Annotated in this window: 24 protein-coding genes; 14 read left to right on the forward strand and 10 right to left on the reverse strand. The window is 67.3% G+C overall.

The window, feature by feature from the left end; translation table 11 throughout:
- Window positions 1-204: 204 nt before the first annotated feature.
- The 4 genes from ACTT2I_RS11335 to ACTT2I_RS11350 all read right to left on the reverse strand — a co-directional run bounded on the left by ACTT2I_RS11335 (window position 205) and on the right by ACTT2I_RS11350 (window position 5,106).
- Complete coding sequence (locus ACTT2I_RS11335; protein ID WP_293979033.1) at window positions 205-3,264, reverse strand: TonB-dependent receptor; 3,060 nt, start codon at window positions 3,262-3,264, stop codon at window positions 205-207.
- Between the two features lie 90 nt (window positions 3,265-3,354).
- Window positions 3,355-4,392: a LacI family DNA-binding transcriptional regulator gene (locus tag ACTT2I_RS11340; protein ID WP_421099354.1), complete on the reverse strand. Its 1,038-nt coding sequence runs from the start codon at window positions 4,390-4,392 to the stop codon at window positions 3,355-3,357.
- Between the two features lie 148 nt (window positions 4,393-4,540).
- Window positions 4,541-4,810 carry a BolA family protein gene (locus tag ACTT2I_RS11345; protein WP_421099353.1) on the reverse strand — a complete coding sequence of 90 codons (270 nt, stop codon included), beginning with the start codon at window positions 4,808-4,810 and terminating at the stop codon, window positions 4,541-4,543.
- Window positions 4,807-5,106: a YciI family protein gene (locus ACTT2I_RS11350; protein ID WP_019182875.1), complete on the reverse strand. Its 300-nt coding sequence runs from the start codon at window positions 5,104-5,106 to the stop codon at window positions 4,807-4,809. Before ACTT2I_RS11350 ends, ACTT2I_RS11345 begins: the two co-directional genes overlap by 4 nt.
- 346 nt (window positions 5,107-5,452) lie before the next feature.
- Here ACTT2I_RS11350 and ACTT2I_RS11355 point away from each other — a divergent pair, with 346 nt between their 5' ends.
- Genes ACTT2I_RS11355 through ACTT2I_RS11365 form a run of 3 tightly spaced genes read left to right on the forward strand, consistent with a single transcriptional unit; the run spans window position 5,453 to window position 9,191 of the window.
- On the forward strand, window positions 5,453-6,358 hold the full coding sequence (locus tag ACTT2I_RS11355; protein ID WP_421099352.1) for a segregation and condensation protein A: 906 nt from the start codon (window positions 5,453-5,455) through the stop codon (window positions 6,356-6,358).
- Between the two features lie 15 nt (window positions 6,359-6,373).
- A complete protein-coding gene (gene scpB / locus ACTT2I_RS11360) occupies window positions 6,374-7,411 on the forward strand; it encodes an SMC-Scp complex subunit ScpB (RefSeq protein ID WP_421099351.1) in 1,038 nt (345 codons plus the stop codon).
- The gene (locus tag ACTT2I_RS11365; protein ID WP_421099350.1) at window positions 7,404-9,191 is read left to right on the forward strand and encodes a pseudouridine synthase; all 1,788 of its coding nucleotides are present in this window, start codon (window positions 7,404-7,406) and stop codon (window positions 9,189-9,191) included. Before scpB ends, ACTT2I_RS11365 begins: the two co-directional genes overlap by 8 nt.
- Before the next feature lie 69 nt (window positions 9,192-9,260).
- Here the strand turns inward: ACTT2I_RS11365 and ACTT2I_RS11370 are convergent, their stop codons facing one another.
- From ACTT2I_RS11370 to ACTT2I_RS11380, 3 genes are all read right to left on the reverse strand, one after another.
- Window positions 9,261-9,695 carry a hypothetical protein gene (locus ACTT2I_RS11370; protein WP_293979022.1) on the reverse strand — a complete coding sequence of 145 codons (435 nt, stop codon included), beginning with the start codon at window positions 9,693-9,695 and terminating at the stop codon, window positions 9,261-9,263.
- Window positions 9,696-9,836: 141 nt separating this feature from the next.
- Window positions 9,837-10,661 (reverse strand): amidohydrolase, encoded by an 825-nt coding sequence (locus ACTT2I_RS11375; RefSeq protein ID WP_421099349.1) that lies wholly within the window; start codon window positions 10,659-10,661, stop codon window positions 9,837-9,839.
- Window positions 10,661-11,809, reverse strand: a complete 1,149-nt coding sequence (locus ACTT2I_RS11380; protein WP_421099348.1) for a pyridoxal phosphate-dependent aminotransferase — start codon at window positions 11,807-11,809, stop codon at window positions 10,661-10,663. The genes ACTT2I_RS11375 and ACTT2I_RS11380 overlap by 1 nt, the downstream gene beginning before the upstream one ends.
- A gap of 102 nt (window positions 11,810-11,911) precedes the next feature.
- On the opposite strand from ACTT2I_RS11380, the gene ccmA reads away from it, so the two are divergent.
- The 11 genes from ccmA (at window position 11,912) to ACTT2I_RS11435 (ending at window position 20,278) form a co-directional block, all read left to right on the forward strand.
- Window positions 11,912-12,541, forward strand: coding sequence for a heme ABC exporter ATP-binding protein CcmA (gene ccmA, locus ACTT2I_RS11385; RefSeq protein ID WP_088434712.1), 630 nt, complete (start codon window positions 11,912-11,914; stop codon window positions 12,539-12,541).
- Complete coding sequence (gene ccmB, locus ACTT2I_RS11390; protein ID WP_293979017.1) at window positions 12,538-13,233, forward strand: heme exporter protein CcmB; 696 nt, start codon at window positions 12,538-12,540, stop codon at window positions 13,231-13,233. The genes ccmA and ccmB overlap by 4 nt, the downstream gene beginning before the upstream one ends.
- A gap of 123 nt (window positions 13,234-13,356) precedes the next feature.
- Window positions 13,357-14,121, forward strand: coding sequence for a heme ABC transporter permease CcmC (gene ccmC / locus ACTT2I_RS11395; RefSeq protein WP_421099347.1), 765 nt, complete (start codon window positions 13,357-13,359; stop codon window positions 14,119-14,121).
- Complete coding sequence (gene ccmD, locus ACTT2I_RS11400; protein WP_019182865.1) at window positions 14,118-14,303, forward strand: heme exporter protein CcmD; 186 nt, start codon at window positions 14,118-14,120, stop codon at window positions 14,301-14,303. Before ccmC ends, ccmD begins: the two co-directional genes overlap by 4 nt.
- Window positions 14,300-14,761: a cytochrome c maturation protein CcmE gene (ccmE, locus tag ACTT2I_RS11405; protein WP_088434715.1), complete on the forward strand. Its 462-nt coding sequence runs from the start codon at window positions 14,300-14,302 to the stop codon at window positions 14,759-14,761. Before ccmD ends, ccmE begins: the two co-directional genes overlap by 4 nt.
- Window positions 14,762-16,675: a heme lyase CcmF/NrfE family subunit gene (locus tag ACTT2I_RS11410; protein ID WP_421099346.1), complete on the forward strand. Its 1,914-nt coding sequence runs from the start codon at window positions 14,762-14,764 to the stop codon at window positions 16,673-16,675.
- Between the two features lie 9 nt (window positions 16,676-16,684).
- Window positions 16,685-17,296 (forward strand): DsbE family thiol:disulfide interchange protein, encoded by a 612-nt coding sequence (locus tag ACTT2I_RS11415; RefSeq protein WP_421099345.1) that lies wholly within the window; start codon window positions 16,685-16,687, stop codon window positions 17,294-17,296.
- Window positions 17,265-17,747, forward strand: a complete 483-nt coding sequence (locus ACTT2I_RS11420; protein ID WP_421099420.1) for a cytochrome c-type biogenesis protein — start codon at window positions 17,265-17,267, stop codon at window positions 17,745-17,747. Before ACTT2I_RS11415 ends, ACTT2I_RS11420 begins: the two co-directional genes overlap by 32 nt.
- Window positions 17,741-18,757 (forward strand): tetratricopeptide repeat protein, encoded by a 1,017-nt coding sequence (locus ACTT2I_RS11425; RefSeq protein ID WP_421099419.1) that lies wholly within the window; start codon window positions 17,741-17,743, stop codon window positions 18,755-18,757. Before ACTT2I_RS11420 ends, ACTT2I_RS11425 begins: the two co-directional genes overlap by 7 nt.
- Window positions 18,758-18,830: 73 nt before the next feature.
- Window positions 18,831-19,943: a homoserine O-acetyltransferase MetX gene (gene metX / locus ACTT2I_RS11430; protein WP_421099344.1), complete on the forward strand. Its 1,113-nt coding sequence runs from the start codon at window positions 18,831-18,833 to the stop codon at window positions 19,941-19,943.
- A gap of 50 nt (window positions 19,944-19,993) precedes the next feature.
- Entirely contained in the window at window positions 19,994-20,278 is a 285-nt protein-coding gene (locus ACTT2I_RS11435) for a DUF1294 domain-containing protein (RefSeq protein ID WP_046273308.1), read from the forward strand.
- A gap of 31 nt (window positions 20,279-20,309) precedes the next feature.
- On the opposite strand, the gene ACTT2I_RS11440 is transcribed toward ACTT2I_RS11435, so the two are convergent.
- The 3 genes from ACTT2I_RS11440 to cydD form a co-directional block, all read right to left on the reverse strand.
- Window positions 20,310-21,644 (reverse strand): S41 family peptidase, encoded by a 1,335-nt coding sequence (locus ACTT2I_RS11440; RefSeq protein ID WP_421099343.1) that lies wholly within the window; start codon window positions 21,642-21,644, stop codon window positions 20,310-20,312.
- Window positions 21,645-21,753: 109 nt separating this feature from the next.
- On the reverse strand, window positions 21,754-23,424 hold the full coding sequence (gene cydC, locus ACTT2I_RS11445) for a thiol reductant ABC exporter subunit CydC (protein WP_421099342.1): 1,671 nt from the start codon (window positions 23,422-23,424) through the stop codon (window positions 21,754-21,756).
- Entirely contained in the window at window positions 23,421-25,151 is a 1,731-nt protein-coding gene (gene cydD, locus ACTT2I_RS11450; protein WP_421099341.1) for a thiol reductant ABC exporter subunit CydD, read from the reverse strand. Before cydD ends, cydC begins: the two co-directional genes overlap by 4 nt.
- Window positions 25,152-25,227: the final 76 nt, after the last annotated feature.

Here is a 25,227-nt window from a genome sequence, read left to right on the forward strand (position 1 = left end):
TCGTGACTGGGAAGCATAACGTCCAATGACCTGAAATCGTTTACAGAACGCCGCTTTAAAAAACCACGCGTGCGTGGTCCGGCCAAGCGGGTCATTGCCCAGGCCGCTGCCACCCTCCGTGGCACCGGCCTGGACAATGGACTGGCCCGAAGGCCAGCCATTGCCATGAAACCGGCCCCGTCCGAGGACGGGGCCGTTGTTGCATCAGAAGCGGAAGCCGACTTCTGCCTTGACCTGACGCGGCGTACCAATCACCTCACCGGTCTCGTTGTAGCTGGCGAGGAGCTTGCCATTGGACTTGGTGTAGTTCAGCTGCGAGAAGTTGTCGAAATTGAAGACGTTGATGATGTCGATACGCGCATACAGCTCGGTATTGCCCGCCATCTTGAATGTCTTCGTCGCCTGCAGGTCGACCGAACGGTAACCGAAGATCTTGCCGCCCAAGAGGAACTTGCCGTTGCCATCCGGCGTGGCTGCGGCAGGCGTCGGCAGCGCATTTCCGCTCGCCAGTGTCACCGGATACCAGTCATTGCCCGCAGTCGGGGTTGCCAAGGTCACCTTGCCACCGAAGCTGATGCCCCAGATACCATCATACGAACCGGTCACCACCAACCGATGGCGAGGTGCGCCGTCGGATTTGATGTACGGATAATCGCCGATGACGCCACGGTCGAACGCGTAATGCTCGTTGATGTTTCGGTTATGGCGGGCGGTCGTCCAAGTATAGGCAACCGAGGTTCCCCAGCCGCTTTCCTTGGTGTACGGCTTCTGCGCCGACAACAACACCTGCGTTGCACGCGTTTTGATGCCCTGCTGACCAATGATCAGGCTGCCGAAGCCCGGAACATTACAGCTCCACGGCTGGCCAAACCCAGGCTTTTCAGCGCCACACAACTGAGGATTGTCAAAGAAGTTACCGTTGCGATAACGATTGCCCAACGTGAAGGCAAAACCGTCATAGGTCAGCGTGCGCGCGATGGTCGCATCGGTCAGCCAATCACCAATCTGGTTGGACATGCCGATACTGAACTGATCCGCATACGGCGCCTTGAGATTGTTGTTCAGCAGATCAACTTCCAGTCCGGCATTGCTCGTATTGCCCAGCAGCGCCTGCAGATTCCCGATGCCGTTGAGCAGGTTCGGATCCCACGTGTAGCAAGCGGGCTGACCGTCCAGGCACTGACCGGTCGCCGGATCGCGGAAATAGATGGTTGGCTGCGGTAGCGCCAGCTTGGTGGTTTCCAACTGCAGATAGTCGAACAGGTCACGGTCGTAGGAACGGCCCGCGCCGCCATGGATGACATGCTGCTCATCAGCATTGATGTCATACGAGAAGCCCACGCGGGGCTGCCATGCATCCTTGAATGCCTTACGGTTGTTGCCGGTGCTGATGTAGTCGTTGACATTCAGGCCACTCAACGCAAGGGTCTGCGCGTAGCTCTGACCAGGGCCCGCATTCGGGTCTTGGCTGAAGAGTGCGTTGACCACTTCAGGCGGCGTCACGAAGTCCAGATAGACAGGGTTCTTTTCGTAATCCCAGCGCAAGCCAAGGTTCAGCTGCAGGTGATCATTGACCTGCCAATCGTCCTGAATGAACAGACCGATCTGCTTGACCTTGGAGCGCACCTCAGAGGTCACACCCGTTACGCCGGAGATCGGCTTGGTGAACTGGGCCTTGTAGGGCGTGGTCGACGGGAAATCATCGTCGTCGATCGTGTAGTAGAACTGAGGATTGATCTGCTGGGCATCCGACGCGTACAAGTCAATTTCCTTGTACTTCGCACCCATCTTCACCGTATGGTCGCCTGCCCACTGCAGCCCATCGAGCGTCAGATTGTCTTCAATGGACCAGCCTTTCTGGCCTTTGACCTGCGAATCCAGGGCCGATGCGGCACCAGCCTGCACGAGCGTCCTTTCATCCGGGCCGTCCGGCGACGTATAAACAAAACCGTTGCCCAACATCAGAGGCGTGGGTCGGTTGAACGAATCTTCGTGGGTAACCATCACTTCGTTGTAAAACCGATCGCTGCTGTGGTTCCAGCGCAATGCATAACGACGATCAGTGTTGTTTACCAACCGGCCATGCGAAGGCGCAGTAGTGCCACTGAACTGCTCCTGGGTCTCATCGCGATCCTGGAAAGTCAGTTCAATGCGGTCGTTATCCGTCGGTTCGACATCGATCTTGGCAAAAATCAGATCCTGCTCGAACTGCTGGCTGGCCGGGCCCAGGCCAGCCGCCGCGTCAGCTGGCAATGAACCCACTCGATCGGCCACCGATCCTTCCGGAGCAATAGTGACGGGCAACTCAAAACGCTTGGCTTCGTAGGTGACGAAGAAATGCGCCTTGTCTTGGATGATCGGCCCACCCAAGGCGAAACCATATTCCTTCTCAGCCGAGTCGAACTTGGTCTGATTGGGCTGACGCTCCGCCGGTGTCTTGGCACGCATGTCCTGGTTGGTGTAACGGTAGAAGGTTTCACCCTTGAACTCGTTGGTACCGGACTTGGTGGCCGCGGTCACGGCCGCGCTCGACACCTGGCCGTACTCGGCCTTGTAGTTGCCGCTGATGACCTTGTATTCGCCGATCGCCAGCTGCGGGAACGGGTTGCCGGCGCTGCCGGACTGGCCGGCGACGCCGCCGCCCTTGACGTAGCTCTTCTGGCCCACGCCGTCGATGTAGACGTTGGTGCCATCGGAGTTGGTCGCACCGCCGCGCAGGGAGGTGTTGCCCTTGGCATCACGGGTAAAGATCATGCCCGGCACCGCGTCGGCGAATTCCAGGAAGTTGCGCGACACCTGCGGGGTGGTCTGGATCTGCTGCAGGCTGACGGTCTTGCCCACTTCGGAGGTACGCACTTCCTGCAGCAGGGTCGGTGCAATGACGTTGACCGTGTCCAGGTTGGTGGCGTTGGCGGTGCTGCCGTTGGCCGGCGCGCCGCTGAAGTTCAGGGTCGCGGTGGAGGCCACGGTGACCGTCACCTTCTGGGTCTGGCCATTGGCCACGACGTTGTAGGTGCCCGGGTCCAGGCCCATCAGCGAGTAGCTGCCATCGGCACGGGTGGTGGCGCGGCGCACGGAGCCACTGGCCAGGTTGGTGGCGGTGACTTCGGTGCCGGCCTCGGCCTGGGCGACCTGGCCGCGCAGCGACGAGGTGGCCGACTGCGCCATCACGCTCGGGGCGGCGCCCAGCATCAGGCAGGTCACCAGCGCGCTGGTCAACAGACTGCGTGCGGGCGCGCGGTTGCGGTGATTGGAATACGTCATGTAACTCTCCGGGTGGTGGTGGCCGTCTTTGCGGCCCCTGTCGTTTTATGTGGTGCGTTGTTTTGGGGCGTCACGACCAACGGTCGTGACCTATTGCTCGGTTCTGGCTCTGCTCGAATCACGCACGATCAGGGTCGGCACGAGCGTCTGCTTGTCGCCGGACCCTTCTGTGTTGTTGCCATCCATCAACTGCAACAGGCGCGTCGCGGCCTTATCGCCGAGGTCGGCGATACTCACCTGCATCGTTGTCAACGACGGGTGAACGAAACGTGCCAGCGGAATGTCATCGAAACCCGCCAAGGCGACATCAGCCGGCACCCGGACACCTGCCTGCGCGAACGCATACAGACACCCCAGCGCCATCATGTCGTTGGCGGCGAACACCGCATCGGGCAGCGTGCCGGCTGCCAGCAACTCCTGTCCGGCGCGATGGCCGGAAGCTTCGTCAAAGTCACCGGGCAACTCGATCCCTTCGGCAGCCTCGCCGAAGGCCGCCAGCGCATCGCGGAAACCGCGCAGGCGCTCACGGGCGTCGTAGTTGAGATCCGGACCGGAAATGAAGGCGATGCGCCGGTGCCCGACGTCCAGCAGGTGACGGGTCATGGCCATCGCGCCGGCATGGTCATCGATGCTCAGCACCGGATGATCCTGCTCGGGCAGATACGTGTTGATCAGCACCGTGGGCAGCGACTGCGGCAGGTTGTCGGTGAGGAAGCCCGGGCTCTCGGCATACGGCGAGAGCACCAGCAACCCATCGACACGACCGCGCATGGCACGCAGGGCCGCGCCCTGCTGCTCCTGGTCGCCGTGGTAACTGGACACCAGCAGATGCTGGCGACGCTCGCGGGCGACCCCATCGATGCCGCGCATCAGTTCGGAAAAGAATTCGCCATACAGATCGGGCAACACCACGCCAATGGTGTTGGTCCGCCGGCTGCTCAGGCTCCGGGCCGCTGCATGCGGGGTGTAGCGCAGTCGCGCTGCCACCTCCAGCACCAGCTTGCGCACGGGCTCGGCAACATTTTCATGGCCATTGAGTGCGCGCGAGACCGTGGCAACAGAGACACGGGCCTCACGGGCGACATCTTTGATAGTGATCGCTGCCTTGTTCACTTCGCCGCCCTCCACGGCTTAGAGATCTGGGCTTGGCGCGGAATGTAAGCGTTTTCAAACCCGGATGTAAACACTACGTTAGCCTCATGTCGTACGGCGGTAACCAAAAGCTGTCCATACCCGCCCCGTCCAGGACTGACCAGGACAAGGCGGGACAAGGGTTTCAGCGGTTTTTGACCGGTGTCTCGGCGCGAATGGACAACGCGTGGATATCGGTCTCCATCATCGTTCCCAGGGCCGCATAGACGGCCCGATGGCGCGCCAGCGGCAGCTTTCCTTCGAAGGCCGCGCTGACCACGTGCACCTTGAAGTGCCCCCGGCCGTCCCGTGCGCCCTCATGGCCGGCGTGGCGGTGACTGTCGTCCTTGACCTCCAGCAGGTCCGGATCCAGCGCCTCCTGCAGCGCCTGGCGGATGCGTTCGACCCGGTTCACGGCAGGACCTTGCGGAACGGACGGACCTGGACACGGACGTAGACACCGGCCTCCACGTACGGATCGGCGGCGGCCCAGTCCTGGGCATGGGTCAGCGAATCGAACGCGGCGATCACCACGCTGCCGCTGAAGCCGGCCGGACCGGGATCTTCGCTGTCGATGGCCGGGCACGGACCGGCCAGCAGCAGCCGGCCCTCGTCCTGCAGGGCCTGCAGCCGGGCCAGGTGGGCCGGGCGCGACGCCAGACGGGCGGCCAGCACGTCCGTGCCGTCATAGCCTTCAATCACATACCACACGGGCAACTCCGAGGTCTTGTTGAATCAATCCCGGGCATTCTAGCGGGGCTGGCTGGACACTGGCGCGGCAACCCCGTAGTCTTAGCTCCATTGCACGTGGCTGGACGCAGCGCCCCGTCGGCAACCGGCTCCACCGCCAGCCGACGACCGATCCACTGCCCCACACCAGCACACGTAGACGACCTCCCCGTAGTTCTGTCGCTGCCCATCGCGGCGCGCCTTGCTGTTTGAAGTGTGGAATCGCGCCGGCCCAGGCGTGTCATGGCTTGCCATCCTGCCGCCCGGAACCGTTCCGGACGCTGGCATGGTGCGGCGACCGGTCCGTTGCAATACTGACGTCTATTTGATGACTGCCGAACTCGCGCCCGACGCGAAACCGCCAACCCGAGTGCCCGCCCCACAGCAGCAGGAAATGCCGCTGGCCGTGGTGCATGGACAGCCGGTCCTGCAGATTCCGCAGGACCTGTACATCCCGCCGGACGCGCTGGAAGTCATCCTGGATGCCTTTGAAGGTCCACTGGACCTGCTGCTGTACCTGATCCGCCGGCAGAACCTGGACATCCTGGACATCCCGGTCGCCGAGATCACCCGCCAGTACGTCGAATACATCAACGTCATGCAGGAGCTGCGCTTCGAACTGGCGGCCGAGTACCTGGTGATGGCGGCGATCCTGGCCGAAGTGAAGTCGCGGATGCTGTTGCCGCGGCCGCCCAGCATCGAGGGCGAGGAAGCCGATCCGCGCGCCGAGCTGGTGCGCCGGCTGCAGGAGTACGAACGTTTCAAGCAGGCCGCCGAGGACATCGACAGCCTGCCCCGCCAGGACCGCGACACCACCGTGGTCCACGCCTTCGTCCCCGACCGCGCGGCCGTCAAGCTGCCGCCGCCGGTGGATCTGAAGGAAATGCTGATGGCCCTGCACGACGTGCTCAAGCGCGCCGAGCTGTTCACCGGCCACGCGATCAAACGCGAGGCGCTGAGCGTGCGCCAGCGGATGGGCGATGTGCTGGGTCGTCTGGAAGACGGCAGGTTCTACCGGTTTGAAACGCTGTTCACCGCCGAAGAAGGCAAGCTGGGGGTGCTGGTCACCTTCCTGGCCCTGCTCGAACTGGCCAAGGAACAGCTGCTGGACATCGTCCAGGAAGCTCCGCTGGCGCCGATCTACGTCAAGTCCCTGGCCGCCGGCAACACCAACGAACCGCTGCAGTTCAACAGCGAGTTCGACGACAACGACGCCGCCAACGAATCCGACTGAGCACCCGACCCACGCATGGATCAACCGCTGATCAACCGTATTGTCGAAGGCGCCCTGCTGGCCGCCAGCGAGCCGTTGACGCTGGCGCAGCTGCAGGGCCTGTTCCCGGAAGAGGAACCGGCACCGCCGGGCAGCATCGAACGCGCGCTGGAACTGCTGCGCGAGGGCTGCCAGGACCGCGGCGTGGAGCTGGTCGAGGTGGCCTCCGGCTTCCGCTTCCAGGTCACCAGCGAGGTGCACGGCTACATCACCCGGCTGTGGACCGAACGCAAGACCCGCTATACCCGTGCCACGCTGGAAACGCTGGCGCTGATTGCCTACCGCCAGCCGATCACGCGTGGCGAGATCGAACAGGTGCGCGGCGTGGCGGTCAGCAGCAACATCATCCAGGCGCTGGAAGAGCGCGAATGGATCCGCGTGATCGGCCACCGCGACGTGCCCGGCAAGCCGGCGCTGTTCGGGACCACCAAGGGCTTCCTGGATTACTTCGGCCTCAAGCGTCTGGACGAACTGCCGCCGCTGTCCGAGCTGCGCGACCTGGGCGAACTGGAACCGCAGTTGCCACTGGACAGCGAAGGCCAGCCGGCCGGTCGCCTGCCCGCCGGCGCTGCGACACCGGAGGCCGAGCTGGACACCGACGCGGCCAATGACGACGCCACCCCGGCGCCGTCGGAGCCGTCGGAGCCGCAGGATCCTGCAGATCCGGTAGACCCAGTGGACCCGGTGGACCCGGCCGCCGCCCGGCTGGCAGCCCGTGTGGCGCTGGCCTCGGCGCGGCTGGCGGAGCAGCCGGCAGATCCGGACAATAGCGATGCGCCTGCTGATGCGGACGCTTCCGATACCCCATCCCATGCGCCGTTGTCGCTTGCCGACGACGACGCGGATACGACCGCCAGCGATGGCGAACCCGATACCGCGCCGGGAGAGCGCGCGGCGCCCCAGAACGAAACCGAAAACAACGCCGTCGCGAAGACGACCGTGGCTGTTGACGAAGCCGATCCCGAACCAGAGGCCGACGCATCCGATGCCGGCCGGAGCCAAGTAAATGAGTGACACCCCCCGCAAGCCATCGTTGAACAAGCTTTCGCTCAAGCGCGAAACCGCCTCCGAACAGCCCAAGCTCGAAGAGCGCCTGCACAAAGTGCTGGCGCAGGCCGGCCTGGGTTCGCGCCGCGCGCTGGAACAGCGCATCGCCGATGGCCTGGTCAAGGTCAATGGCGAGGTCGCGCAGACCGGCCAGTCGATCAAGAGCGGCGACAAAGTCGAGCTGGATGGCCGTGGCTTCGTGGCCACCGCGCTGACCGAAACCTCCCGCGTGCTGGCCTACAACAAGCCGGAAGGCGAAGTGACCACGCGCGAAGATCCCGAAGGTCGCCCGACCGTGTTCGAAGCGCTGCCTGCCCTGAAGGGCGCGCGCTGGATCGCGATCGGCCGCCTGGACATCAACACCACCGGCCTGCTGCTGGCGACCACCGATGGTGAGCTGGCCAACGCGATGATGCATCCCTCCTACGAGGTCGAGCGCGAGTACGTGGTGCGCGTGCGCGCCCCGGAAGGCGAAGAGAAGGTGCCGGACAGCATCGTCGACCGCCTCGCCCGTGGCGTCGCGCTGGAAGACGGCCCGGCCAAGTTCGACGAGATCGAACGCATCGGCGGCACCGATTCGCACGACTGGTTCCGCGTGGTCGTCAAGGAAGGCCGCAACCGCGAAGTGCGCCGCCTGTGGGAATCGCAGGGCTGCCAGGTCAGCCGCCTCAAGCGCACCCGCTACGGCAAGGTCAGCCTGCCGCGCGAGCTGCTGCGCGGCCAGTCGGTCGAACTGCCGGCCAAGCAGGTCGAAGCCCTGCGCGCCGAACTGAAGCTGGAAGAAGGCGCGCCCTCGGCGCTGACCCTGCAGCCGGTGATCGGCCAGCGCCGCGCCGCCAAGACCACCGTGCGCGTCTCGCGCGAGGGTGGCCGTGGCAACGCGTACGTCAACGGCCACAACTCGGCCGATGAAGGCCGTGAACTGCGTCGTTTCGACAACGTGCGCGAAGAGCGCGGCCGTGGCCGTGGCGGCAAGGGCGGCGGCTTCAAGGGTGGCCTGACGGTCAGCGGCGAAGCAGCCGCCAAGCAGTCGCAGCGCCCGTTCAAGGCGCGCCCGGAAAAGGGCAACCGTGCGCTGCCGGAAGGCAACCCGGCCGCGTTCCGCAGCTGGTACGTGCCGGACGGTGTCAGCACCGGCCCGAGCGGCCACCGCAATGCCGGCCCGGGCGCAGCCCGTGGTCCGGGTGCACGTGGTCCGGGCGCAGGCGCCGGTGGCCAGGGCCGCCCGTACGGCAAGCCGAAGGGTCCCGGTGGCGCAGGCGGCCCGGGGCGCGGCAGCTACGGCGGCGGCGCTGAAGGCCGCGGCGGGTATGCCGGCGGTGGCGAAAGCCGCGGCGGCTACGGCGGCCAAGGCCGTCCGGCCGGTCCGGGCGGCGGTGGCAACCGCGGCGCCCAGGGGGGGCAGGGTCCGTCCCGCCATCCGTACGGCCATCCGGGCAATGCCCCGAGCTTCCCGTCCGATCACGCCAATCCGGGCGCCAGCCCTTACGGCAGCGTGCGTCCGGCGGGCAATCGCGGTCCTGGTGGCCCGGGTGGCAACCGCGGCCCGGGTGGTCCCGGCGCGCGTGGTCCGGGTGGCGCGAGTGCGCGCGGTCCCGGTGGCAACCGTGGCCCCGGTGGTCCGGGCGGCAACCGGGGTCCGGGTGGCCCGGGTGGTCGCGGTCCCGGCGGTCCGGGCGGTCGTCCCGGCGGCAGCCGTGGCCCGGGCGGCGGCGGTCACCGTGGTGGCGGCCCGCGCGGCGGCTGATCAGTGACACAAAAAAACCCCGGCCTCGGCCGGGGTTTTTTGTTGGATCGGCGCCGGTGGCGATAGCCCTCAGCGCCGCTCGATGGTGAACCGCCCCACGCCCACACCTAGATCCCAACCCTTGCCGGTGCCCGCCAGGGCGAGCGAGATGTCGCCCTTGGTCATGACCTGGGCATTGCTGGATTTGTCCGCACCGGCATGCGCTTCAACGGCTGCATAGGAGCCGATCAGGTCGTTCACCGAGTAGGCGCCGGAGAACTTGCCCTTGCCGTCGACGATCTTCGATTTGCCCACGGTGAGGCCGCCGCCCTTGGCGGTGATCTTCACCGGGATGCGCGCGCCGTTGTCGCATTGGATGGTGCCGGTGCCGGAGGCGGTCTTGTACAGCACCGACCAACCGGCCAGGTTGTAGTGCAGCTCGCAATCGATGTTGCCGGCGGCCTGTGCGGCCGGGACGACCGAGATACCAGCCAATGCGATCAGTGCCAGGGAAAACGTCTTCATGCGGGTCCGCTCGTACTCAGTGGGAACGAGGCGAATCTAGCAGCGCGCGCGTGTGGCGCGGATGATGCACTTGGTGCGCATCCGGCATTCGTTCAGCCGGCGCATCCCGGGCAGTGCCGGCCGGCGCTCGGCACTGCCGTTTCAGCTGCGATCATCGAGGCTGAAGCTGTCCGCATCGAGCATCGCCGGGAAGCGCGCGCGGTGCGTGGCCAGGGCCGCTGCCGAGATCGTGGTGGTGACCACCTGCTCGCGTTCGCGTACTTCCACCTGCGGCTGACCCAGAAAATCGATCACCGCACTGTCGCCGGCGTAATGCAGCTCGTTGCCGTCCACACCGATACGGTTGACCGCCGCCACGTAGCAGAGGTTCTCGATCGCGCGCGCGCGCAGCAGCGTCTTCCAGGCGTAGGCGCGTGCCGAGGGCCAGTTGGCCACGAAAATCTGCAGATCGAAATCCAGCTGGTCGGCGCGCTCCACGTTGTAGCGGTTGCGGCAGAACACCGGGAAACGCAGGTCATAGCAGACCTGCGGATTGATCCGCCAGCCCTTCCATTCCACGCACAAGCGCTCGCTGCCGGCGGCATAGCGCTCGTGCTCGCCGCCGTAACGGAACAGGTGGCGCTTGTCGTAGTACCGCAGCTCGCCATCCGGGGTGGCCCACAACAACCGGTTGTAGACGCCCTCGCCCACCCGCAGCTGCACGCTGCCGGTGACCGCCGCGCCCAGCCGCACCGCCTGCTCGCGGATCCACGCCACCGTTGGGCCGTCCATGCCCTCGGCCTTATCGATGGCATCGTTGGAGAAGCCACTGGTGAAGGTTTCCGGCAGGATCACCAGATCGGTCTGCCCGGCCAGCGGCGCCAGCAGCGCGCCGTAATGGGCGCGGTTGCCGGCCGGGTCGTGCCAGCGGGTGTCACCCTGGATCAGGGAAATGCGCAGGTCCTGCAGCTCGGTCACCGTGCTCATCACAGGGCCCGCAGGCGTTCGATCGCCGCGTCCATCGTGGCGTCGTTCTTGGCAAAGCACAGGCGGACCAGGCGCTGGCCGGCCGGTGCGGTCTCATAGAACGGCGACAGCGGGATCGCGGCCACGCCCTTCTCGATGGTCAACCACTTCACGAACGCGTGGTCCGGCAGATCGCTGATCGCCGAATAATCCACCAGCTGGAAGTAGCCACCCGGCACCGGCAGCGGCGTCAGGCGCGTGGTCAGCAGCTGCTCGCGGAAGCGGTCGCGCTTGGCCTGGTAGAACGCGCCCAGTTCCAGATGATGTTCGGGCTCGTCGCGGATCATCGCGGCGAAGCCATACTGGGCCGGGCCGAAGCTGGTGAAGGTGTTGTACTGGTGCACCTTGCGGAACTCGGCGGTCATCGCCGGCGGCGCGATCGCATAGCCGATCTTCCAGCCGGTGCAGTGGTAGGTCTTGCCGAAGCTGGAAATCACGAACGCGCGCTCGCGCAGCTCCGGATGGCGCAGCGAGGATTCGTGGCGGCGGCCGTCGTAGATGATGTGCTCGTACACCTCATCGGAAATCAGATAGATATCCGTACCGCGCAGCACATCGGCCAGCGCCTGCATGTCCTCGGCGCTCAGCATCGCGCCCGAGGGGTTGTGCGGCGTGTTGACCATCAGCAGGCGGGTGCGCGGGGTGATCGCGGCACGCACGCGGTCCCAGTCGACCGCGAAGGTCTGCGGGTCCAGCGGCACGTGCACGGCACGCGCGCCGGCCAGCTCGATGGCCGGTTCGTAGCAGTCGTAGGCCGGATCGAGCACGATCACTTCCTCGCCCGGGCGGACCACGGCGTGGATGGCGTTGAAGATCGCCTCGGTGGCGCCACTGGTGACCGTGATTTCGGTGTCCGGATCCACCTCGGCGCCGTACAGATCCAGCGACTTCTGCGCGATGGCCTGGCGCAGCGGCGCCACGCCTGTCATCGGCGGGTACTGGTTGAGCCCGCCCTGCATCGCGGCGATGGTTTCATCGATCAGCCGCTGCGGTGCGGAGAAATCCGGGAACCCCTGGCCCAGGTTGACCGCGCCGTGTTCGGCGGCGAGCTGGGACATCACGGTGAAGATGGTGGTGCCCACCTTGGGCAGCTTGGTTTGCGGTTGCATCGGCAGCAGGGAAAGAACCGGGGAAACTCCCAGTGTACGCAAATCATCCGGCCCGTTCCCCCGATACAATGGCGGCCCATTCCGGTGCAAAGATCCCGCCCCTTGAACGCCCCTCCGTTGCTGGCCGCGCATGGCCTTGGCTTCAGTCGCAACGACGAACCCGTCTTCGGCCCGCTGGACCTGCACGTGGATGCCGGCGAAGCCCTGTTGGTGCAGGGCGACAACGGCGCCGGCAAGACCACCCTGCTGCGGGTGCTGGCTGGCCTGCTGCGCGCCGGCAGTGGCCAGGTCGAGATCGACGGCAAGCGCGCCGGGCACAAGGAGCGCGCGAACTATGTGGCCTACCTGAGCCACCTGCCCGCGCTGAAGCCGGACCTGGACACGCTGGAGAACCTGCATTTCCTGTGCGGGCTGCACGGCCGCCGCGCCCGCCAGATGCCGGGCAACGCGCTGGCGATCGTCGGTCTGGCCGGCTACGAAGACACCCTGGTGCGGCAGCTCTCGGCCGGGCAGAAGCGGCGCCTGGCGCTGGCCCGCATCTGGCTTTCGCCCGCACCGCTGTGGCTGCTCGATGAGCCCTACGCCAATCTCGATCTGGATGGCATCAACCTGGTGAACCGCATGATTTCCGCGCACCTGCGCAGCGGCGGCGCCGCCCTGGTCACCACCCACGGCGCGTATGCCGCGCCACCGGTGCGCACGCGCCTGCTCACCCTGGGAGCAGCGGCATGATCGCGCCGGGTACCGAGCCGGGTCTGTGGCAGACCGCCCGGGCGCTGGTCGCCCGCGACATGCGCCTGCTCTGGCGCCGCCGCGGCGATGCGTTGCAGCCGCTGCTGTTCGCGTTGTTGGTGGTGGTGCTGTTCGCCTTGGCACTGGGCCGCGATCCCGAGGCGATGGCACGCGTGGCCGCGGCGGTGATGTGGCTGGCCGTGCTGCTGGCCGGCCAGCTGGCGCTGGATTCGCTGTTCCGCAGCGATGCCGAAGATGGCTCGCTGGAGCAATGGCTGCTGGCCCCCGTCCCGCTGGCCTGGCTGGTGCTGGTGCGGGTGCTGGTGCACTGGGTCACCACGGCCCTGCCCTTGATCGTGATGTCGCCGCTGCTGGCCGAAATGCTGCATCTGCCGCATGACCAGCTGCCGATGTTGCTGGCATCGTTGCTGCTGGGAACGCCGTTGCTGAGCCTGATCGGCGGGGTGGTCGCCGCGCTGACTGTCGGCATCCGGCGCTCTGGTATTCTCGTGGCGCTGCTGGCCCTGCCGCTGTATGTGCCGGTGCTGGTGTTCGGCGCGGGCAGCGTGGCGGCCGTCGCCCGTGGCCAGGACCCGTTCGGTGCGTTGCTGATGCTGGGCGCCGGGCTGGTGGTGGCGCTGGTGCTGGCCCCGCTGGCTACGGCCGCGGCGATCCGCATCTCGCTGAGTTGAGCGGTATGGCGTACTGTCGGTGGCGTGAGCTGTGTTGTGAGCGTCACCTGCCTCCGCGTCATCCGTTGCCGAGCCACTCCACGTCCGTTCCATCGTCGCCCTTCGTTGGATAGCCACTGCCGCATGCACCCGATCGTCCGCTGGTTCCACCAACTCGGTTCGCCGCCCACCTTCGACCGCTTCGCCGCGCGCTGGTCGCGGGTGTTCTACCTGGCGGCGGTGCCGGTGCTGCTGGTCGGCATCTGGCAGGCGCTGGCGGTCGTGCCGGCCGACTCCAAGCAGCTGGACAGCTTCCGCATTCTCTACATCCATGTCCCCAGCGCGTGGATGAGCCTGTTCGTGTTCGCGCTGATGGCGCTGTACGCGGCCATCGCACTGATCTGGCGGATCAAGACCTGCGAGGTGCTGGCGATGGCCTGCGCCCCGCTCGGCGCCGGCTTCACCCTGATCACCCTGCTCACCGGCAGCATCTGGGGCAAGCCGACTTGGGGTACCTGGTGGGACTGGGACCCGCGCATGACCACCGAGCTGATCCTGCTGTTCCTGTATCTGGGCGTGATCGGCCTGTACCACGCCATCGAGGACCGTCGCAGCGCCGCGCGCGCGGCGGGCCTGCTGGCGATCGTCGGGGTGAGTCTGTTGCCGGTGATCCGCTATTCCGTGGAATGGTGGGGCAGCCTGCATCAGGGCCAGACCATCCGCCTGTTCGGCGAATCCACGCTGGATGCCAGCATGGCGCTGCCGCTGTGGCTGATGGTGATCGGCACCAAATTGTGGTTTGCCGGCTCGCTGCTGGCCAAGGCCCGCGCCGACAACCTGCTGCGCGAAGCGGGCAAGGCCTGGGTCGCCGCCAGCCCCCGTGCCCCCCTGGAGGACACCCGCCCATGACCCACCTGCCCTATGTGATCGCCGCCTATGCGGTGTTCGTGCTGGTGCTGGGCAGCGATGCCATCGGCTCCTGGCTGCGCCTGCGCTGGGCGCGCCGCCTGGCCGCGCGCCGCCAGCAGCGCCAACAGGCGCGCACCGCGGCGGGCAGCGCACCGCCACTGGCGCCGGAGCTGACCCGATGAATCCGGTCCGGCGTCGTCGCCTGCTCTGGGTGATGCTGCTGGTGCTGGCCTCCGGCCTGGCGACCGCGCTGGTCGCGATGGCCCTGCAGCGCAATATCGCCTACCTCTACACGCCCTCCGAAGTGCTGCGCGGCGATGCCGGCGATCACGCCCGGTTCCGCTTGGGCGGCATGGTGGTCAAAGGCTCGCTGCAGCGCGCGCCGGGCTCGCTGGACGCGCACTTCGTGGTCACCGACGGCGATGCCACCCTGCCGGTGGTCACCTCGCGGATCCTGCCGGACCTGTTCGCCGAGGGCACCGCCGTGGTCGCCACGGGGCGCCTGCAGGACGGCCGCTTCGTCGCCGAGGAAGTCCTGGCCAAGCACGACGAGACCTACATGCCCAAGGAAGTGGCCGACAAGATGGGCCAGGCGCATATCAAACACGATGTGCCCGTGCCGGCGCCGGAGACGTACTGAGTGCTGCCGGAACTGGGGCAGATCCTGCTGGTCACCGCGCTGTTGATGGCCGTGCTGCAGACCGTGCTGCCGCTGTGGGGCGCCCATCGTGGCCGCACCACGTGGATGGCGGTGGCGCGACCAGCGGCGTATGCGCAGCTGGCGCTGCTGCTGGGCGCGTTCGGCGTGCTGACGGCGGCCTTCGTCACCCAGGATTTCTCGGTGCGCTATGTGGCGGAGAATTCCAACTCGCTGCTGCCGCTGGCCTACCGGTACTCGGCGGTCTGGGGCGCGCATGAAGGCTCGCTGCTGCTGTGGGCGCTGGTGCTGGCACTGTGGTGCGGCGCGGTCGCGCTGTGGTCCAAGCGTCTGCCGGCCGAGGTCGCCGCGCGCGTGCTCGGGGTGCTCGGCATCATCAGCATCGGCTTCCTCGCCTTCCTGATCTTCACCTCCAATCCGTTCGCGCGGCTGATTCCGGCGCCGCTGGAAGGGCGCGATCTCAACCCGCTGCTGCAGGACCCCGGGCTGATCATCCACCCGCCGATGCTGTACATCGGCTACGTGGGTTTCTCGGTGCCGTTCGCATTCGCGATCGCCGCGCTGCTGGAAGGCCGCGTGGACGCGCGCTGGCTGCGCTGGACCCGGCCGTGGACCAACGTAGCCTGGGGCTTTCTGACCATCGGCATCGCACTTGGCAGCTGGTGGGCATATTACGAACTGGGCTGGGGCGGCTGGTGGTTCTGGGATCCGGTCGAGAACGCCAGCTTCATGCCGTGGCTGGCCGGTGCGGCGCTGATCCATTCCCAGGCGGTCACCGAGAAACGCGGCAGCTTCGCCAGCTGGACGCTGCTGCTGGCGATCGCCGCGTTCGCGCTGTCGCTGCTCGGCACCTTCCTGGTGCGCTCGGGCGTGCTGACCAGCGTGCATTCGTTCGCGGCCGATCCCTCGCGCGGCACCTTCATCCTGATCTTCCTGGCGCTGGTGATCGGCGGTGCGCTGCTGCTGTACGCGCTGCGGGCCGGCGCGCTGACCAGTGACGATCCGCGCCGCGGCTTCCTGCCGACCTCGCGCGAGACCCTGCTGCTGGCCAACAACCTGCTGCTCGCCGCCGCCTGCGGCATGGTGCTGCTCGGCACACTGTACCCGCTGCTGGCCGATGCGCTGGGCCTGGGCAAGGTCTCGGTCGGGCCGCCCTACTTCGGTACCCTGTTCGTGGTGTTGATGGCGCCGCTGGTGGCGCTGCTGCCGTTCGGGCCGCTGGTCAACTGGCAGCGCGACCAGGCCTCGCGGCGGTTGGCGATGCTGGCACCGTGGGCGGGGCTGGCGCTGCTGCTGGGCGTGATCGCGTACTTCATGGCGCCGCAGGGCGCGCTGAAGACTGCGGCCGGCGTGACCGGTGCGGCCTGGGTGGCGTTGGGTACCGGGCGTTTCGTCTGGACCCGCCTGCGCGGCAACGGCAGGTTCACTGCCGAGATGGTCGGCATGCTGCTCGCCCATGGGGGCGTGGCGGTGTTCCTGGCCGGCGCACTGCTGGTGGAAGCGTTGAACGTGCAGCGCGAAGTCGCGCTCGCTCCCGGGCAATCGCTGGTGGTGGGTACCTATGAAGTGCGCTTCGAAGGCGTGGACCATCAGCAGGGCCCGAACTACGTCGCCGATCGCGGCCACCTGCGCGTGTTCCAGCATGACCGCCAGCTGGCCCTGCTGCATCCGGAAAAACGCCTGTACGCCAGTGGCGGGCAGGTGATGACCGAGGCCGGCATCCACGCCCGCCTCAACGGCGATGTTTACGTGGCACTCGGCGAGTCGCTGGGCAACAATGCATGGGCCGTGCGCGTGCACATCAAACCGTTCGTCCGCTGGATCTGGCTGGGCGCGCTGCTGATGGCACTGGGTGGCTTCGTCACCGCCGCCGACCGTCGTTTCCGCCGCCCCTAGGAGTTTCTCGTGTCCGATCCCCGCCCTGCCTCCCGTCCGCTGCCGCCCGTGGCCATCGTCATCGGGGTGCTGTTCTTCTTCGGGCTGCTGGGGCTGATGATCTACGGGGTGATGAAATCCGGCGCGCCGGACCGCGATGTGCTGCCCTCGGCGCTGATCGGCAAGCCGGCACCGGCCTTCGAACTGCCGGTGCTGCACGACCCGCACATCAAGGTCAGCAGTACCGAGCTGCGTGGTGCGCCCTACGTGCTCAACGTGTGGGGCAGCTGGTGCGCGGCCTGCCGCGAGGAGCATCCGATCCTGACCAGGTTCGCCGAAACCAAACGCGTGCGCGTTATCGGCTACAACTGGAAGGACGAGCCGGCCGATGCGCTGCGCTGGCTGGAACAGCTGGGCAATCCGTTCGTGCTGGTACTCAGCGACATCGAAGGCCGTACCGCGATCGACTGGGGCGTCACTGCCGCGCCGGAGACCTTCCTGGTCGACGCCAGTGGCGTGGTGCGCTGGAAGTACAGCGGCGCGCTCAGCCAGCGCGTGATCGATACCCAGCTGATCCCGGAACTGGAAAAGGTGGAGCGTGCCCATGCCAATGCCCAGCCGCCACTGCCCGCCTCGCCGTAAGCGCCTGGTCTGCCTGGGCGGTGTCGCGCTGATCGCGCTGACTCTGGCCGTGGCTGGGCCGGTGATGGCGCAGGCCGTCTCCGACCCGACCCCGCTGCAGTACCGCGATGCCGCCGAGGAAGCCCGCTTCCACGCACTCGCCGCCGAGCTGCGCTGCGTGCAGTGCCAGAACCAGTCACTGGCCGATTCCAATGCGCAGATCGCACATGACCTGCGCCGCGAAGTGCTGGTGCTGATGCAGCAGGGCAACAGCGATGCGCAGATCAAGCAGTTCCTGGTCGACCGCTATGGCGAGTTCGTGCTGTACCGGCCGCCGATGGAGGCGCGCAATGCGCTGCTCTGGTTCGGCCCGCCGGTGGCGCTGCTGATCGGCGCGGGCGTGCTGATCTGGGTGGTGCGCCGTCGCAGCCGCGGGATCGAACCGATGGACAAGAGCGAGGAGCGCTGGTGAGTCTCTGGATGGCCCTGAGTGCCGCGGTCGTCGCCGCTGCCGTGGCGGCACTCGTGCTGTGGCCGCTGCGTGCCGGCGGCCAACGCCGCCCCTTCGTGATCGCGATGCTGGCCCTTGGGCTGGCCGGTGGCGCGCTGTACCTGCTGGTCGGCACGCCGGACGCCGCCGAGCGGGCAGCGGCCAGCGACGAGCCCGCCACCCTGGAGGATGGCGTACAGGCGCTGCAACAGGCACTGGCGAAAGACCCGCAGCGCGCCGATGGCTGGGCACTGCTCGGCCGCTCGCAGCTGGCGCTGGGCAAGCTGGACGAGGCCACGGCGGCGTTCGACCGGGCCGTGCGGCTCGCGCCGGACGACCCTGGCGTGCTGGTCGAAGCGGCCCAGGCACGGGCCCAGGCAGCGCCGGGCAAACAGTTCGATGACCAGGCCTTGCAGTGGCTGCGCCACGCCAACGCGCTCGCGCCGGAGAGCGAACGCGCCGGCTGGCTGATCGGCATCGCGCTGCGTCAGCGCGGGCAGGACGCCGAGGCTGCGGCCGCCTGGGAAGCCCTGCTGCCACGCCTGGAGCCGGGCGCGGCGCGCGCGCTGCGCGAGCAGATCGCCATCGCCCGCAGCAATGCCGGGCTGCCGCCCATGACCGAAACCTCCGCCCCTGCGGCGGCGGGCAATCACGCCCTCACGGTGCAGGTCCGTTTCGCGCCGGGAACCACCCCGGATCCCGCCATGGCCGACGCCACGGTGTTCGTGATCGCGCGCGCGCCGGATGGCCCGCCGATGCCGATCGCCGTACAGAAACATCCAGCCAGCCAGTTGCCGTTGCGGGTCACGCTCGGCGATGGCGACAGCCCGATGCCGACCGGCACGCTCTCCCAGGTGCAGGAGGTGGAGGTCATTGCGCGGCTGTCGCGTTCGGGCCAGGCCAACCGCCAGCCGGAGGACGTGGAGACCGCGCCGGTACGGGTGCGCCTGCCACATGCCGGGCCGGTGTCACTGGTGTTTGATCGCCCATGATCGGTGCGCGGCCGCGACGCAGCGTGCCGCTCACCACCACGGCGCCATCGCGGCACCCGGCTAAACTGCACGCATGACTGAATTCATTCCCCCCGGCACCCGCTACCACGCCCTGCCCTCGCCGTTCGCGTTCAAGCGCGGCGGTGAGCTGCGCGATGCCCACGTGGCTTACGAAACCTGGGGCACGCTCGACGCGGACGCCGGCAATGCGGTGTTGATCGTCACCGGGCTCTCCCCCGATGCGCATGCCGCGGCCAACGCCGACAACCCGGCCGCCGGCTGGTGGGAGGCGATGGTCGGCCCGGGCAAGCCGATCGATACGGATCGCTGGTTTGTGATCTGCGTGAACTCGCTGGGCAGCTGCAAGGGATCGACCGGCCCGGCCAGTATCGACCCAGCCACCGGCGAGCTGTATGGCCTGCGCTTTCCCGAGCTGTCGATCGAAGATGGCGCGCGCGCGGCGGTGGAGGTGGTGCGCGCATTGGGCGTCACCGAACTGGCCTGCGTGATCGGCAACTCGATGGGCGGGATGACCGCGCTGGCGCTGCTGTTGCTGCATCCGGGCATCGCGCGCAGCCATATCAACATTTCCGGCAGCGCCCAGGCACTGCCGTTCTCCATCGCGATCCGCTCGCTGCAGCGCGAGGCGATCCGGCTCGATCCGCAGTGGAATGGCGGTCGCTATACGGACCAGGCTTACCCGGAATCGGGCATGCGCATGGCGCGCAAGCTCGGCGTGATCACGTACCGGTCCGCCCTGGAATGGGACGGCCGCTTCGGCCGCGTGCGCCTGGATTCGGATCAGGCCGATGACGATCCGTTCGGCCTGGAGTTCCAGGTCGAAAGCTATCTGGAGGGACACGCACGCCGTTTCGTGCGCTTCTTCGATCCCAACTGCTACCTGTACCTGAGCCGCTCGATGGACTGGTTCGACCTGGCCGAATACGCCGACGGCGACGTGATGGCCGGGCTGGCGAAGATCCAGGTGGACAAGGCGCTGGCGCTCGGCGCCAACACCGACATCCTGTTCCCGGTACAGCAGCAACAGCAGATCGCCGATGGCCTGCGCGCCGGTGGTGCCGACGCACAGTTCATCGGGCTGGATTCGCCGCAGGGCCACGATGCGTTCCTGGTCGACTTCGCCCGGTTCGGCCCGGCGGTCAGCGGGTTCCTGCACGGGCTGTGACGCGTGCGCGCCGCTATCTGGCGCTGGCGGTGATCGGCGCGTTGATCGCGATGGCGGTGACTGGGTTGTTACCGCAGTGGCTGGCCGCATGGTACGCACTCACCAGTGCTGTCGCCTTTGCGCTCTACGGGCATGACAAACGTGCCGCACGCCTGGGCAACTGGCGCACACCGGAACGCACCCTGCAACTGCTGGCCTTCGCGGGCGGTTGGCCTGGCGCGTTGCTGGGCCAGTCGGTGTTCCGCCACAAGCATCGCAAGAGCGCCTTCCAATGGGTGTTCGCCCTGTGCGTGCTGGCCAACGTCTCGGCGCTTGCGGTGCTGCTGCGGGCATGACCCTGGAACATTGCGTGCACGCAGAGCTGCTTCATGGCGACAAGCGAAGCCACGCAGCTGCCATGTCGATGGCGTCCTGATCACTTGAAACGCGCTCCTCGGGTTTTATCCCGTCCAGATAGGCTTCACCCGAGCGATCAAGCATCACGGCCCTCGTCAACCGCAGCGCGCCACCATCAGGCAGCGGATAGGAGCGGTTGGCCGTTGCGAGACCGGCCGTCGGCTGCCCGAAGAATCGGGTGCCAGGGCGGGCCCGGAAGGCGACGGCCACCGCTTCTCCAGAGCTTGCCGTCTTCGGGCCGACGAGAACGGCCACGCGGCTGCTGGAAAGGTCGGCTGCGCAGGCACGGCCGGCGCGTGGGCGCCACGCGGTGGCAACGCCCTCCCGGTCCCGGAATGCGCCGATGTTTCCGTTGCCCAGCAACGCGTGCAGCCCGCTCAGCATCGGCCACATGTTGCCGCCTGTGTTCTGGCGAAGATCGACGATCCAGCCCTTGGCTGAGGTCGGCGCCAATCGTTCGATGTGCTCACAGAGCCCGGTGGTAAACGCTTCAGCGGCAGTGGCTTCGGTCCCGCGCAGGCCCGGCACCAGGACGTAGCCGATGTCCTGCATCTGTCTGGCCTCGATGTCTCTCGATGCAACAGCGGACTGGCGGTAGGCGGCGACTTCCCTGGGGCGTTGCAGGAAGCTATGGCGATCTGCCAGCAGATCCAGAACCGCCCTGATGCTGCCATAGGCCTCCTGTGCGGGGAGGCGTTTCAGTGCCGGCGTCAGACGCGTCTGCTGCTCGGCTTCCCAATCGACGTTCGCGGCGTTCAACGCATTGTCGCGAATGGCAGCGAGGGCGTACTCCACCATGTCATAGGCGGACACTCCGCCCGACGTGGCCGCCTCCGCCGTCAGCGTCATCTTCTCGACAACGACATGCCCGGCACTGTCCAGTGTCGCACCGAGCTTGAGGCTGGTCGTTCCGGACGGAATGTACAGCCGGAGTTCTCTCGCCTGCGGCCCCTCACCGGCGCGCACGGGCGTGCCAGCCGAGCTTGCAAACGCCAAACGGCCGTTGGCCCCGTCCGCACGCATCCACAGCGCGGCACGGCCTGCGCCATCCTTGACCGACATGGTGCCGGCCAGAACCACCTCCCGGCCCCGGTAAGGAGCTGCATCCATCGCGGTGATGGCGCCGACGAAGTTCTCCGTGCCGGTCGATTCGGCGGACACGCTGAGCGCCCCACCCTGGGTTTCCAGAATGTCGCCCGTGCCCGATGTGATCGAATTCACGCTGGTGCCTTTCCAGACGGTGTCCGCCGAAGCGCCACCGCTGAAGAGACCCAGGAAAAAGACGAATGCCACCCTGCGATTCATGTGCAACATCCTTGTTCACGTTGAATCACGATCCTAGGTCAAGCGCATTGCATTGGCCAGACAGTTCGCAGGCACTGTGCTTCCTGCCGTCCCTGCAGGAAGCCAAGGCTTATGTCAGCTTTCCATCCCGCAAACGATAACTGCGATGCACGATGCCGGCCGGCAGTTCGTCGTGGGTGATCATCAACAGACTGCGGTTGCCCAGCGCCGCGACCATGTCGTGCAACAACGCATGCGCGGTATCCACGTCCAGGCCTTCGGTCGGTTCGTCCAGCAGCAGGATCGGCGCGTCGCGCAGCAGCGCACGTGCCAGCGCCAGGCGCCGCGCCTGCCCGGCCGACATGGTCGCGCCGTTCTCGCCCACCCAGGCCGAGAGCCCGCCGATCTGTTCGGCCCACGTCTGCAGTCTTACCTCTGCCAACACCTGCCACAGGCGCGCGTCGCTGGCCGCTGCATCGCCGAGCCGCAGGTTGTCGGCCACGGTGCCGGCAAACACCGGCGCGTTCTGCGGCAGCCAGGCAATCTGCCGATGCCAGTCCGCCTGCGCGAAACTGCGGATATCGGCATCGCCGTAACGCACGCTGCCGGCCTCCGGATCCCATAGCCGCAGCAGCAGCGAGGACAACGTGGTCTTGCCACTGCCGCTGTCACCGCGGATCGCAATCCGTTCGCCCGGCGTGAGCTGCAGCTGCACCTGGTCCAGCAACACGCGTGCCTGGCCAGGCCAGCGGAACACCACCTGATCGAACCGCAGCGTTGCGGGTACGGATGGCACGGCCACCGGCGCATCGGCTTCCACCACGCCCGGCGCCTGATCCACGATGGCCTCCAGCCGCACCGCGGCGACGCGACCGGACAACCACGATTGCCAGGACAACCCGATGCCGGCCCACAACTCCAGCAGTGCCACGGTCAGGAACACCAGTGCGGCCGCCAGCGCGGCATCCACGCTGCCACGCTCAAAGGCATGCAGGGCCAGCCACAGCATCGCGACCAGCCCCCCCGCGCCACACAGGCCATGCAGCGCATTGCCACTGATCAACCGCCAGCGGCGACGCTTGTCGCGCGACTTCAGCTGTTTGGCTGCCACCAGCACGCGCTGGTTCCAATGCTCGCGCGCCTGCAGCGCGGCGAGGTCGGCCGCGCCTTCCAGGCCTTCGAAGGATTGGGTGCGCAACTGCGCACGGTGCAGCGCGCGGTCGCGTTCCTGGTCGGCCGCACCACGCACGGTCAGCCACGGCACGCCCACGCCGATCAACAGTGCGAGCAGCGCCAGCAGGCCAGCCGCCGGCAGGTAGATGATGCCGGCCGATACCACCGCCACCAGCGAGATACCGCCCAGCGCCAGCAGCGGGCCGATCGCGCGTACCAGTAGGCCATCGACCTCGCCGATGTCCGACATCAACCGCGCCAGCAGTTCACCCGTGCGTACACCGGCCAAACGCGCCGGTGCCAGCGGCAGCGCGCGACGGAAGAACCACACGCGCAGATCGCGCGCGATGCGCAGGGTGACATCGTGGCCAACCAGCTTTTCGAAGTAGCGCGACACGATCCGCGCCATGGTCAGGCCGCGGATGCCTGCCGAAGGCGAGAAGAAGTTGAAGCCGTTGCCGAGCCCGGCCGCGCCGGCCAGGGCAGCCGCGGTGAGGAAACCACCAGAGAGGCCCAACAAGGCGGTACCGGCCAGCATCGTCGTCCACAACAGCAGCACGGTCAGCAGCAGGCGGCCGCGATGCCGGGCGAACACGCCCTTCAGCGAATCGATGTGTGCAGCCTTCATGGCGACGCCTCCGTGGCCAGCCGCGCGCCGCCGGCGGTCAGGGTCAACCGGGTATCGGCCCAGCGCATCGCGGTCTCGCTATGGGTGGCGATCACCACGCTGCGTCCACGCGCGAACGCGGCCAGGGTGCGCAGCAGATCGGCTTCGGTCTCCGGATCGAGGAAGGCGGTCGGCTCATCGAGCAGCAGCAGCTGCGGATCGCGCAGCAACAGCCGCGCCAGGCCAATGCGGCGCGCTTCGCCACCGGACAGACCGAAGCCGCGCTCACCGATCACCGTATCCAGCCCCTGTGGCAGGGCGGCAGCGAAGCGCATCACCTGGGCGGCCTCGGCGACGGCGCGCAGATGCGCATCGGTCGCGCCGGGTGCGGCCAGGCGCAGGTTGTCGGCGATGGTGCCGTGGAACAGATACGGGCGCTGCCCGGCATAGCCCACTTCCAGCCCGGGGCGCAGGACGATGCTGCCCTCGCGCGGTGGCAGCCACCCGGCCAGCGCTTCCAGCAGCGTGCTCTTGCCGCTGCCACTGGGGCCGACCAGCGCGACGCGCTGCCCGGGCTCGATCTGGAACGAAAGCTGCTGCACCACATCGTGGTGCGCACCGAGCGGACGTAGGCTCACCCCGCGCACCACCACCGGCGGCGCGTGCTGCTCGAGCAGCTCCGGGGCGCGCGCAGTGGCGGAAGATGCGCCATCGACAACGGCTGCGGCAGGCAGTTCGCCGAGCAGGCGCTCCACCTCGGCCGCAGCGGCCAGCGCGTTGGCGCGGTCGTGATAGTGCGCCGCCAATCGCCGCAGCGGCGCATAGAACTCCGGTGCCAGCAGCAGGCAGAACATGCCTACGCCCAAGGTCGGTACCTGTGCATGCAGCGACATCAGGCCGAGATAGCTCAGGCCCAGGTACAGCGCGACCATCGCCACGCTCACCGATGCGAAGAATTCCAGCACGGTGGACGACAGGAAGGCGATGCGCAGCACTTTCAGGGTGCGCTCGCGCACGCCTTCGGCCGCGGTGGCCACACCGTCCAGCTCGGCCTCGCCCCGCCCGTACAGGCGCAGCAGGCCCAGCCCCTTGATGCGATCAGCGAAGTGGCCACTCATCCGCGCCAGTTCGCCCAGCTGTGCGCGCCCGGCCGCTTCAGCGCCCCAGCCGACCAGCATCATGAAGAACGGCACCAGCGGCGCGGTGAACAGCAGGATCAGCGCGATCACCCAATCGGTCCAGGCCACGGCGATCGCGATCAGCAGCGGCACTACCACCACTTCGATGCGAACCGGCTGATAGCCGGAGTAATAGTTCTCAATCGCATCGGCGTGGGCCAGCATCAGTTCGCCCAGCTCACCGGTGCGCTGCTGGCGCAGCCACAGCGGGCCGCGGCCGAGCAGCCGCTGGTACACCCGTTCACGCAGGGCCAGCCGCGCGGCATCGGCAACATCACCGGCCGCCGCCTGGGTCGCGCTGCCCAGCAGGGTACGGATGCCAAGCACTGCCAGCAGCCCCAGCAGGACCGGCGTTGCCTCGGCCAGCGGGCGGTGATCCACCAGCACGGCCTGGATCAGCCACGCGATGGCGGCCGCCTGCCCGATCAGCAGCGCGCCGGACAGGCAGATGCAGATCGCCGCCAGGCGTTGTTTGCCGCGCGCGGCGGCGCCCAGCCCGCCCAGCCAGTGCAGGCGCTGCCGGCGCAGGGCGGTTGTCTCAACAATCGACGCGTCGGGGGGTATGCTCAAAACAAGTCACTGGCGGCCACAGGGAGGTTCCGTCGATTGTAGTAGGTGCTGGCCCCGCCCCCGTGCGGCCAGCGGT

The organism is Stenotrophomonas sp. PUT21 (assembly GCF_052232875.1).
GTDB lineage: Bacteria > Pseudomonadota > Gammaproteobacteria > Xanthomonadales > Xanthomonadaceae > Stenotrophomonas > Stenotrophomonas maltophilia_N.

Bases quoted from the DNA above. Each gene is read 5' to 3' on its own strand.
- ACTT2I_RS11335 (WP_293979033.1), bottom strand. From the start codon at position 3,264: ATGACGTATTCCAATCACCGCAACCGCGCGCCCGCACGCAGTCTGTTG.
- ACTT2I_RS11355 (WP_421099352.1), top strand. From the start codon at position 5,453: ATGACTGCCGAACTCGCGCCCGACGCGAAACCGCCAACCCGAGTGCCC.
- scpB (WP_421099351.1), top strand. From the start codon at position 6,374: ATGGATCAACCGCTGATCAACCGTATTGTCGAAGGCGCCCTGCTGGCC.
- ACTT2I_RS11365 (WP_421099350.1), top strand. From the start codon at position 7,404: ATGAGTGACACCCCCCGCAAGCCATCGTTGAACAAGCTTTCGCTCAAG.
- ACTT2I_RS11370 (WP_293979022.1), bottom strand. From the start codon at position 9,695: ATGAAGACGTTTTCCCTGGCACTGATCGCATTGGCTGGTATCTCGGTC.
- ACTT2I_RS11375 (WP_421099349.1), bottom strand. From the start codon at position 10,661: ATGAGCACGGTGACCGAGCTGCAGGACCTGCGCATTTCCCTGATCCAG.
- ACTT2I_RS11380 (WP_421099348.1), bottom strand. From the start codon at position 11,809: ATGCAACCGCAAACCAAGCTGCCCAAGGTGGGCACCACCATCTTCACC.
- ccmB (WP_293979017.1), top strand. From the start codon at position 12,538: ATGATCGCGCCGGGTACCGAGCCGGGTCTGTGGCAGACCGCCCGGGCG.
- ccmC (WP_421099347.1), top strand. From the start codon at position 13,357: ATGCACCCGATCGTCCGCTGGTTCCACCAACTCGGTTCGCCGCCCACC.
- ccmD (WP_019182865.1), top strand. From the start codon at position 14,118: ATGACCCACCTGCCCTATGTGATCGCCGCCTATGCGGTGTTCGTGCTG.
- ccmE (WP_088434715.1), top strand. From the start codon at position 14,300: ATGAATCCGGTCCGGCGTCGTCGCCTGCTCTGGGTGATGCTGCTGGTG.
- ACTT2I_RS11420 (WP_421099420.1), top strand. From the start codon at position 17,265: ATGCCCAGCCGCCACTGCCCGCCTCGCCGTAAGCGCCTGGTCTGCCTG.
- metX (WP_421099344.1), top strand. From the start codon at position 18,831: ATGACTGAATTCATTCCCCCCGGCACCCGCTACCACGCCCTGCCCTCG.
- ACTT2I_RS11435 (WP_046273308.1), top strand. From the start codon at position 19,994: ATGGCGGTGACTGGGTTGTTACCGCAGTGGCTGGCCGCATGGTACGCA.
- ACTT2I_RS11440 (WP_421099343.1), bottom strand. From the start codon at position 21,644: ATGAATCGCAGGGTGGCATTCGTCTTTTTCCTGGGTCTCTTCAGCGGT.
- cydC (WP_421099342.1), bottom strand. From the start codon at position 23,424: ATGAAGGCTGCACACATCGATTCGCTGAAGGGCGTGTTCGCCCGGCAT.